Genomic DNA, 7,714 nt, shown 5'->3' on the forward strand with positions numbered 1-7,714 from the left:
TTTACAAAAACAAATTACTACGTGGATACTCATATCGTAGTGTATATTTAATAGAATTAATAGCTGGCTAACTTTCTGGCATGCCAAATACTTACCAAAGAAAAATTTTTAAACTTAATTTAAGAAAATTAATTCTAATTTTAACTGCTTTAGCAGTCTCATTTTTATTTGTTATCTCCTTAGTAGCAAGTTATATCCTTTTTAAGAAAGAATTAGTCAAGAAATCACTTTTTCTCAACTATGAATATGCTTCTAAAATTGCTTCGAATACTGACAGGAAACTTCAAGTTACTTTAAACGAACTGAAATACAGCGCAGATATAATAGGTCAGGGCTTTGATCAGCGTACATTTAAAGAACATGAAGTTGAGCGACTTAAAAATCTTTCTCATCACTTTGACACTTTAATTATAGGTAATAGCCAAGGATCGGTTACTGAATACACATTAAAGCAGCTTAATCTTGATCAAAGACAAGTGTCTACCTCACTGGGAGTTCAGGGATCTTTACGAAGTAAGCATGCTTATATCTCACCGCCCTATTATTCAGTCAGAAATAATTTGGTAATCTTTATCTCACAGCCAATCTTTGATAATAAACATATCTATAAGGGGTATGTAGGCACTTTAATTCATTTAAAAGAAACTAACATGATTAATGAATTACTGCCACTGGAATATAACTATAAAAATAACAATATCTATATCATTGATAGAAATGGAAAAATTGTATTTGATCCGAATAGGAAAAAAATCGGGGGTCTCGTAGCCCAGAATAGTAGTATGGCCTCTATAGAGTATAGAAAAAGTGGGAAAACTGAATTAATCAATGATATAGGAACAAAATATGTAGCTGGTTTTGCCTACATACCTACAACCGGATGGATCGTTGTTTCACAAGAACCATTGGCCGATTTAATTGATGAAACCAAATCAATTATTTTTAGATTAAGTGGTGTGATCTTTATATTTTATCTATTAATTTTCTATATTGTCTGGAGAGCATCTGCTTTTATAGCCTCACCTCTCCATGAGCTTGCCAAGATGGCAAGTGCTTTGAATCAACCTGAGACTAAAACAAAAATTAAGAAAATCAAGCCATGGTATTACGAAGTACAAAAATTCAAATTTTCATTACTTTCTAGTATTGAAAAATTTAGCAGTAAAATTGATGAAATGAACTTTCATATTAATTCTGACCCCCTTACTCAACTCTTTAACCGTAGAGGCATGGAAATTTTTGTTAAAGAAATGATAGATTCTGATATACATTTTTCTATACTACTTATAGATATAGACCGTTTCAAACGCGTTAATGATACTTATGGCCATGATATAGGAGATGAGGTATTAAAAATTCTAGCGAAACTTATACAGGAAAATTTTCGTAAAGAAGATCTGTGCTGTCGTTACGGAGGTGAAGAGTTTATTGTGGTTATTCCAAATAATAATAAGCAGGAAATTTATGAAAGTGCAGAGAGATTTCGACGTATTGTAGAAGCATTTGAAATTAATAATGTAGGTAGAATTACCATTTCTATAGGTATCGCATCTTGGCCAGACAGTGCAGAAGAATTTGCACAAGTTTTAAAGATTGCTGATAATAATCTTTACTATGCAAAGAATAATGGCCGTAATCAGATTAAATATAGCTAGTTATAATAAAACGACAGAAATAATCTGTATAATAAGTATTTAATTATTTCATTTAATAAAATTATATAATATTTAAATTAAAATGCTGACCTTATATCAATATAAGAGACTAAGATTGTGTTTTTATTTAAATATATTGTACCACCCTCTTAAAACTATAAGATAAAAATCATTGTATAAAATTAAAAATATCATAGGGTTATCACATTTCTCATACAAAAAAACAGGTTATTTAAAACCTAATCTAAAAATTAAACCTTTGTTTTTTATAAATTTAATTTTTAAAAACCGATTTTTGGATTTTATGTAACTTATTGAAATAACTATTTTTTTATTAAAAATTCTATAAAATAAACCAAGGAACTAAAATCATTACTTTGAGCAAATATATATGAATCTGGTGAGGCTGCTATACGTAAGTAAGCTTAAAAAAAATAAAAATGCCGTTAAAGATTTAATGGATATTCTTACAGAAGCTATAACATATAATAGTCCCCATGAGATTTATGGAGCATTATATTTTGGAAATGGATACTTCGTACAATGTCTTGAAGGCGAAAGAGATAAGCTTGAGCATCTTTTTTATAAAAAAATCATTAGAGATCCTCGACATGAGCAATGTGAAGTTATTTATCTTGAACCGATCAAAAGTCGCCTATTTGCAAATTGGCATATGAAATATGCAGCTTTTAACAAGGAAGTCATGCACTTTTTTAAAGATCACCATCTAGAAGCTTTTAATCCTTATTTATTAACGAACCATACTATCTCTCCTTTTATTAATTTACTGGCTAAACAAAAAGACGGTATTAGTACTCTAAGGTTAAAATAGTAACCTCAAAAAATTAATTTTTATAAATTCATTTAGTTTAATAATCAGTTGATCTAAAATAAATTTTTATGTTAATGTTTGTTAATTTAACAGGGAATAGTGATGCTATATAATTAAATATAAAAACTCATTATTTAAGTTTTTAAAAAAATATTTTCCAGTTGAGAGCTAAGGTATTTTACAAATTGTGTTTTATTTTCAATCCTCGGCATCTCTACACTCCAAAAGGTATAGAACTTAAGATTAATTTCTAATGTTATACTAATAGCTCCAATTTCTAAATCATATTCTATCGCTTCTAGGTTTGAAAAAACTTCTATGACTTTAGCTAAGAATAAAATCTTATTTCGTTCTTTCGACTTTACAGGTTTGTACGCCTTTAAAGTCTGACTATAAAGGTAATCATATAAATCTGGACAGAAATTTTCTTGATGCTTTATCAAAAACTTTAGAACCTTATATCATTAGAAGAATTTATTTATAACATTATCTTATTCAAAATCTGGTAAGCATATTGTAAGTTTTAATATTATTTTTATCGACATAAATATATTTAATATAATCTTCTAATTATAAATATTTTATAGCTTATTTTTTAATACGAGTTATTAGACTATATAACTTCTAAAGCTATATAGTCTATTTGCTGCTAGCAGTTTTGCTTTAGGCTATAGTAGCTATCTGGCTGTTTAGCTAGAAGATCTATAAAATTAGGTATAATTCCAGTATTAAGTAAATACGGATTAAACTCATCAAGGTGATGTTCACAAAAAAAGCTTAATATATCCTTATGGAAAATTGCATATTTCATATGCCAATTTGAAAATAAACGTTCGTTTATATTCTCAAAAGACATAATTTCACATTGTTCATGACGTATGTCTCTTAAAATTTTATTATAAAATAAATGTTCTACTTTTTCTTTGTCTCCTTCAAGACACTGAACAAAATAATTATTACCGTAGTAAAGGGCTCCATAAATTTGATTAGGATTATTAAAATCTAATGCTTCTGTAAGAATGTTGAATAATTCATTCATAGGATTAGCACAGTCTTTTAACTTGCTTACATACAACAATCTTACATCACTCACGTTCACCTCCAAACCAGACATATAAAAACCCACATAAAAAACTTTAAAAACCGACCTTATATAAATTATCTTTTTCCTGTATGAACAAATGATGAACCACAACTCTATTAACATCAGTGATGCTACTTATCTTTCTTATGAAGATTAAGATGAAGACATACCTATTGGCCTGTTATATCGTTGGTCATTTTTTCATGATGCATTTAAAAGCGGAACGGCTTATCCGGCAACCCATAGTTTTTTTACACTTAGCTATGACTGTCATGATCATTCTTCCCGACTTTGGGAAAGTCGTAATATGAATCAATACGCTAAGGATCTTGCAAGCTTTATGCAAAGTTAAACCGTAAAGAATAATACTCATTGACTCTCTACAACAGCAATGTCATTGCATACTATTTGAAGAACTATAGAACCAAATTAACAAAAAACTATTTTTACTTTCAACAGTTAACCTTTTTAATGAAGCCTGATGATAATCTAAAAAATGTATCATAAGAAATATTTGCTACTATGTATGAACAAATATTGAGTAATTGAGTCGCTTTTTATCTTTGATTCGCTAAAGACTTTATGGTTTTAATGAACTATTTCTTCTAAAGATATTCGAAGTCCCATATAAAATTTTCTTATATAAGCCTTAACAGGCTTAATTAAAAACACCCTCTATTTGAATTACCGCGTTTTCTGAAACAGACTAAGAAGATGACTTAAAATTTATATATCTAATCTGGTATTTTACTAAAATAATAACGAAATCATTTCTTCGAATGCCTCTGGTACAGAAGTACTTAAAGTTACTTGCTAATGTTGAGAGTTTAGAGATATGAGGTGCTCCATATGGATAATGCAATACCTAAGTAAAGATAATTATTTTATTCTTACTCTATTTTTATATTTTACGAGAACTAAATAATAATATACTTTTAGTTAGAGTCTATAAAATATATCAGGACCATCTGCAAATTTTATTAGCCTATCTTGTAATCTATAAACTTATATATTTTTCAGCTTGACGATTATTTATAGATATCAAACTACATTTACAGCCTTTTTGTGGTTTACTCCAGTGTTCTGTAGCTGATCTTTGAAACTCTATATCAGTAATTTTAAAAATTTTATTATTGAAGTCATAACATTGTTGAGGAGTAGTACTATCAATCACAGGAGACCATAAAATATGACTATAGTTCTCACCTTTACTTAAATCGAAATTACTTTTTGCAATAAGATAGTTAAATACAAACATTTGACGACTAATTAGCCAAGCCCGATAATCAGAGTCTGCTTCTAAAGATTCCCTATCAATATAAGAATGGATATTTTTTGGAATAAGTGCAAGAAATCTATTAATAAATTTATTAAATAATAGTCTATTCTCTTTTAACTTGAGATTATTTAAGTGGCTATGAATATCTAAAATTTCCTGTTTAAAAAACTGAGCATCGGCTCTGCACTGTATACCTATTGCACTTAATTCTTCTCTTTCCTCATCAGACATAGAGTTAAACCATAATTTATAAGATTTCCTGCTACTCTCTATTAACTTCTTTTTCATTATAATCATCTTTTCAATAAAAATTTTTAATTATCTTAAATCCTAGTATTTTTAAAAAAGATGTAAAAACGTAACATTAGTTAATATATTTGTTTTTATAAAACTAAAGTTTTAATTATTTCAAGCTAAAACATTAAGAAGTTTAAGTTAAGATTGTTTTCGTAATTATAATTAAATAATTTTTTATATTAAAATAAAAAAGCCCAGACTTTAAGAGAGGGCTTTTTTAACAGGCTAAGGTTCAGCTTGCTAATATTTACTATTACATATGCTGATCATTCTGATTTTGATCATTCTGTTGACGCTGCTGATCATTTTGCTGATTCTGCTGGTCATTCTGATTGCTCTGCTGACCCTGCTGGCGTTGTTGATCATTTTGCTGATTCTGCTGGCCTTGTTGACTGCTCTGCTGACCTTGTTGACCACTTTGCTGATTCTGTTGGCCTTGTTGATGTTGTTGATCATTTTGCTGATTTTGTTGATTTGACATTTTAAAATTCCTCATAATCTTAATAGAGTGGCTAGATTTCTATCTAGTTCTATTAACATACACCTTTCTTTTAAATATATATTTCAAGAGTGTATCAAATAATATAAATGTAATTTGAAATTATATTCCTTAAAAATAAGGCCTTATATTCATTATATTTATTGCATCTATAAATTCTTTTATTTACATAAATTACTTAAAATTATTTTTATAGGTTAGAGATTCCATACTCAAACTCGGGAATTTGAATCCTCTTAATTTAATAAAATATTCTATTAGAATATATTTTTAATTCCCAATTATTATAAAGACACTGAAATAAACTTAATTTCAGTGTCTCATCATTAATACAATTATACTAGTTCAAACTATCTCTCTCGAAATAATTTTTTATTAAGTTAACTATTATTTTGTCGAACAAGAAGTTGGTATTTTTCCATTATTGAGAGTCTTTAAAAACTCTGCTGAAAAATTTGGACTTTGACGTACTGCATCTCGGTGGTCACCTCCATTAATAGAATGGTATACAACTGGTTTATGAGCTTTACAAACTTGCTGATAATAAGCATAGGTTCCGCGTGGATCTACCAGCTGATCATTCGTGCCTTGTACAAGCATGAGAGGTACAGTAGGAGTCATACGCTCAATAGACTGCAATTTAAGGTAATCAAGCAATGGTTTTAAATTGGCTTCTGGCTTAAATATACGATCTGGCGACTGCTTTAGCTCTGTTTGCATTTCACTCAGACAGCGTTTACGTCCTTGATCAAGTAAAAGCTGCATTTCTGGACTTACCAGATTATCAGGATTTATAGCAGGGTCAGCAGCTTGAGCGCCGAGTAGAACTATTGGAAAAAAAGCAGCAACGTTGGTGTCAGGTTTAGGATGAGTTTGGGCATACTCAGCAATACCCTCATACTGATATCCGCCTGGTGCAAGAGCCAGTGCCGCCTTCAGATTAAGCTCAGGCGCATCTTTTTGTCCATATGCAGCTACCGCTAATGCAGCTGCTCCTCCCTGACTATGACCCATTACTAACCATTGCTTGTTAATCTGGCCTGGCATTAAAACATGTAGTGCACGCACTGCATCAACTACTGTATGTAATTGGCTAGTAGCATTCATATAAGGATGCCCGCCTGGAGTGCCTAAACCTTGATAATCAGGTGCAACTATCGCATAACCGCGTGCTAACCAAGTATCTAAGGCAGCATCAGCGACTTGTTGATAACTATGGACTGGCCCGCCTGCATAATCCTCTGAAGGTGCACATGTGTCTGCAACCCCTGTAGTACCATGTGCCCAGGCAAGTACTGGCCAGCCCTGTCTTGGTGCTTTGCCTTTAGGGAGAATAATAAAGCCTGAGGCAACAATGGGCTCCCCATATACTCCCCGACTACGATAATTAATCAGAAACCGTTGTCCTGCATGTGCATAGCCCACTCCCGGCTGCTGTGCCTGAGCGGATAAAATTGTGCCAGGTTTAGTACTGGAAATATGATAATTTTTAGAAGCTACAGTAGTGTTAGTTTGGCTAACAGCTAAAGTTGTACAGCTAAAGGTAAGGGCTGCGATTAGAAATTTTAAAGGATGAGATAATTTAATCAAGGGTTTGTACTCCGCCGCCATTTACAAATAAGGTTTGACCACTGATCCATGAAGAGATAGGAGCAGCAAAGAATAAGACTGCTTTAGCAATATCTTCCGGTTCACCTAAACGCTGCAATGGGGTATGAGCCAGCATGCGTTTTTCAATTTCAGGAGTGAGAACTTTTGCCAGTGCAGCTGTACGAATAGCCCCTGGTCCTACAGCATTAATGCGTACTATAGGCCCAAAGTCATGTGCTAAATTAGCACCCATATGATTTAACGCAGCCTTAGAAGCAGCATAGCCGCTCATAGCAGGACTCTTATTAACAGAACTCATAGAAGTAATATTAACTATTGAACCGTAGCCTGCTATATTCATATGCGGAACCACAAGTTGACAGAGACGCCAGGCGGCGAATACGTTCAGCTGAAAGTCACGGACAAAATCATCTACACTAATCTGATCAGGCGCTTCATGACCGCCTCCGCCTCCGCC

General features: G+C 31.6%; 7 protein-coding genes. 2 read left to right on the forward strand and 5 right to left on the reverse strand.

What is annotated here, in order from left to right:
- Positions 1 to 80 precede the first annotated feature (80 nt).
- On the forward strand, positions 81 to 1,655 hold the full coding sequence (locus B3R63_RS06220) for a sensor domain-containing diguanylate cyclase (RefSeq protein ID WP_111281023.1): 1,575 nt from the start codon (positions 81 to 83) through the stop codon (positions 1,653 to 1,655).
- Between the two features lie 391 nt (positions 1,656 to 2,046).
- The gene (locus B3R63_RS06225) at positions 2,047 to 2,487 is read left to right on the forward strand and encodes a BLUF domain-containing protein (protein WP_005014499.1); all 441 of its coding nucleotides are present in this window, start codon (positions 2,047 to 2,049) and stop codon (positions 2,485 to 2,487) included.
- Between the two features lie 649 nt (positions 2,488 to 3,136).
- Here B3R63_RS06225 and B3R63_RS06230 read toward each other — a convergent pair.
- The 5 genes from B3R63_RS06230 to B3R63_RS06250 form a co-directional block, all read right to left on the reverse strand.
- Positions 3,137 to 3,580 (reverse strand): BLUF domain-containing protein, encoded by a 444-nt coding sequence (locus tag B3R63_RS06230; RefSeq protein ID WP_286729170.1) that lies wholly within the window; start codon positions 3,578 to 3,580, stop codon positions 3,137 to 3,139.
- Positions 3,581 to 4,568: 988 nt separating this feature from the next.
- Positions 4,569 to 5,138, reverse strand: a complete 570-nt coding sequence (locus B3R63_RS06235) for a hypothetical protein (RefSeq protein ID WP_349677292.1) — start codon at positions 5,136 to 5,138, stop codon at positions 4,569 to 4,571.
- A 262-nt stretch (positions 5,139 to 5,400) separates the two neighbouring features.
- A complete protein-coding gene (locus tag B3R63_RS06240) occupies positions 5,401 to 5,628 on the reverse strand; it encodes a hypothetical protein (protein WP_034669998.1) in 228 nt (75 codons plus the stop codon).
- A gap of 405 nt (positions 5,629 to 6,033) precedes the next feature.
- Positions 6,034 to 7,236 (reverse strand): alpha/beta hydrolase family protein, encoded by a 1,203-nt coding sequence (locus B3R63_RS06245; RefSeq protein WP_286729173.1) that lies wholly within the window; start codon positions 7,234 to 7,236, stop codon positions 6,034 to 6,036.
- Positions 7,229 to 7,714 (reverse strand): SDR family oxidoreductase (locus B3R63_RS06250; protein ID WP_286729175.1); only part of this gene is annotated, 486 nt, incomplete at its 5' end. The genes B3R63_RS06245 and B3R63_RS06250, both read right to left, overlap by 8 nt.

It is taken from the genome of Acinetobacter sp. UBA1297 (assembly GCF_002307755.1).
Taxonomy (GTDB): Bacteria; Pseudomonadota; Gammaproteobacteria; order Pseudomonadales; family Moraxellaceae; genus Acinetobacter; species Acinetobacter radioresistens.